At 63.9% G+C, this 2960-nt stretch carries 2 protein-coding genes and 1 pseudogene; all 3 read right to left on the bottom strand.

Annotated features, from left to right (window positions below; genetic code table 11):
* Positions 1 to 1481 (bottom strand): annotated as a pseudogene (locus tag ACSLE4_RS07925) (glycine dehydrogenase (aminomethyl-transferring)); the annotation flags it as partial.
* Complete coding sequence (gene gcvH / locus ACSLE4_RS07920) at positions 1482 to 1844, bottom strand: glycine cleavage system protein GcvH (RefSeq protein ID WP_435903928.1); 363 nt, start codon at positions 1842 to 1844, stop codon at positions 1482 to 1484.
* Positions 1845 to 1870: 26 nt separating this feature from the next.
* Entirely contained in the window at positions 1871 to 2956 is a 1086-nt protein-coding gene (gene gcvT / locus ACSLE4_RS07915; protein WP_435903929.1) for a glycine cleavage system aminomethyltransferase GcvT, read from the bottom strand.
* Positions 2957 to 2960: the final 4 nt, after the last annotated feature.

Genomic DNA, 2960 nt, shown 5'->3' with positions numbered 1-2960 from the left:
CGGTCGGCGAGGCGGCGCATGTAGCGCGTCATCTCGCTTTCCGCCCGGTTCATTTGGAAGACGGGATGGCTGAGATAGGTGGACGTGCGGATCAAGGCTGCGGGCAGCCGGTACGCCGGATATTCGTCGCGATAGACAAGATGGTCGCCGCCGAAAGCCCGCCAGACGGCCTCGAGTGTATCCGGCCGCGTGCGCTCGTCGACGGTGACGCCGATACGGTTCGTCCCCACCTTGCGCAAGTTCACGCCGTTGCCGACGGCATTTTTCATGACGAGACCCTGATAGGGTCCAACGTCAACTGTGATCGTATCGAAGAAGGCATCGGGGCTGATCTCAAAACCCAGCGCTTCGAGACCGTCCGCCAAGCGCGCCGCCTTGCGATGCACACGCTCGGCGATCGCCTTCAAGCCTTTGGGTCCATGAAACACGGCGTACATGGATGCGACCACGGCCGGAAGCACCTGCGCGGTGCAGATATTCGAAGTGGCGCTCTCGCGCCTGATGTGCTGCTCGCGGGTCTGTAGCGCCAGCCGGTAGGCACGGTTTCCGCGCGAGTCGATGGAGACACCCACGAGGCGCCCCGGCAGCGCGCGCCTGTAGGCATCCTTGACGGCGATATAGGCGGCATGCGGTCCGCCATAGCCCATGGGCATGCCGAACCGCTGCATGGAACCGACGGCGATGTCCGCGCCCATTTCGCCTGGCGGCTTCAGGAGTGTGAGAGCGAGCGGATCGGCCGCAACGGCGGCAAGCGCCTTGGCTGCATGCAGCTTGGCAATGAGGTCCGAGAAGTCGTGAAAGCCGCCCTCCACGCCCGGGTACTGGAAGAGGGCGCCGAACACGTTCTCTGGCTGCAAGTCCTTGAAGGGATCGCCGACGACGATGTCCCACCCGAGCGGCTCGGCGCGCGTCTTCAGCACGGCAATCGTTTGTGGCAAGCACTGCGCATCGACGAAGAAGGCGTTCGCCTTCGACTTGGTAACGCGATACGCGAGCGCCATGGCTTCGGCGGCGGCGGTCGCTTCATCGAGGAGCGAGGCGTTGGCGACATCCAGCCCGGTCAGATCGGCGACCAAGGTCTGAAAGTTGAGCAGCGCCTCGAGCCGGCCTTGGCTGATCTCCGGCTGGTAGGGCGTATAGGCCGTGTACCACGCTGGGTTCTCGAGGATGTTGCGTTGGATGGCGGGGGGCAGGATCGTGCCGTGATAACCCTGGCCGATGAGCGAGGTGAGGACGCGGTTTTTGTTTGCCGTCTCACGCAAGCGATCGAGCGCAGCCCGCTCGGACAGCGGCTTGCCGAAATCGAGCGCCTTGGCCTGACGAATTCCCGCCGGCACGGTTTCGTCGATGAGCTTATCGAGACTCGCTGCGCCAACCACCTCCAGCATCGCCGCCATCTCCTCGGGCGACGGCCCGATATGCCGACGGTTCGCGAAGTCGTATGGCTCGTAGCTCTCCTGTGGTGTCATAACCTGTTCCATTCAGCCGATGAGCTCTTTGTAGGCGGCTTCGTCCATGAGGCCGTCGAGGGAACCCAAGTCGGCAAGCTTCAGCTTGAAAAACCAGCCGGCCTTCTCTGGATCTGAGTTCACGATCGAGGGGTCGTTCACGATGACCTCGTTGATCTCGACGACCTCGCCGGCGAGTGGGGAGTAGACGTCGGATGCGGTCTTCACCGATTCAACGACGGCGACCTCTTGGCCCTTGTCAAGCGTGGTGCCGATCTCTGGCAGCTGCACGAAGACCAGATCGCCCAACTGCTCCGCTGCATAAGCGGTGATGCCGACTGTTGCGACATCGCCATCGATCTTAAGCCACTCATGGTCTTTGGTGAATTTCAGCAAGGTTGCCTCCTTGTTGGGCAGCGAACTCAACTGCGTTTGTAGTGGTGCTCGACAAAGGGAAGGGGCGTGACCGTCGCCGGCAGCCGCTTGCCACGAACTTCAGCGAACAGCTTGGTTCCCGGCGCCGAGAGGGGTGTGGGGACGTAACCCATGGCGATTGGCCTCCCGAGGCTCGGACCGAACCCGCCCGATGTGACGTGCCCGACTGGTGCCTCGCCGGCCTCCTCGACGAAGAGCGGCGTCCCGGCGCGGACCGGCATCCGTCCCTCGGGCGCCAAGCCGACGCGATGGACCGCCGGGCCTCGCTCCAGTTCATCGAGAATGATAGGGGCACCTGGAAATTCGCCGACGCGCTCACCACCATGGCGGCGGACCGGCTGGATCGCCCAGGTCAGTCCGGCCATCACAGGAGTCGTCCCCGCGTCGATGTCGGCTCCATAGAGGCACAACCCCGCCTCGAGCCGCAAGGTATCGCGTGCGGCGAGACCGACCGGCGCCACGTCCGGGTTCTCCAGCAAACCTTCCGCGATCTCGCGGGCAACATCTGACGGCATGGAAATCTCGAATCCGTCTTCGCCCGTGTAGCCGGAGCGCATGACCACGCAAGGCTTGCCCATGATCGACAATTCTCGCACGCCCATGAAGCGCATGCTGGCGCAGTCGGGGGCGAGGTGCGCCAGCACCGACTCGGCCTTCGGACCTTGCAGTGCGATCAACGCACGATCGCACTGCTCGACATCGCAGTTCCGGGAGAAGCCGTCGCGCAGAAGGGATTCGTCGTTCTCCTTGCACGCGGCATTGACCACGAGGAGATAGTGATCGCCGCAGTTGGCGACCATCAGATCGTCGAGGATGCCGCCCGTGTCGTTTGTGAAGAAGGTGTAGCGCTGACGTCCCTGCGCCAGTCCCAGGATATCTGCGGGCACAAGGCGCTCGAGCGCGCGCGCGGCGTCGGTAGGGACGCCGTCCTTCGGGCGCACCAGGATCTGTCCCATGTGCGAGATGTCGAACAGGCCCGCCGCGGCTCGCGTATGCCGGTGCTCCGCCAAAACGCCTGCCGGATAGTTCAGCGGCATGTCGTACCCGGCGAACGGGGCCATGCGGGCACCCAAATCC

This window comes from Methyloceanibacter sp. (assembly GCF_051306395.1).
Taxonomy (GTDB): domain Bacteria; phylum Pseudomonadota; class Alphaproteobacteria; order Rhizobiales; family Methyloligellaceae; genus Methyloceanibacter.
Note: the sequence above shows the minus strand (reverse complement) of the source record. Positions and strands in the feature narration are given on the sequence as shown.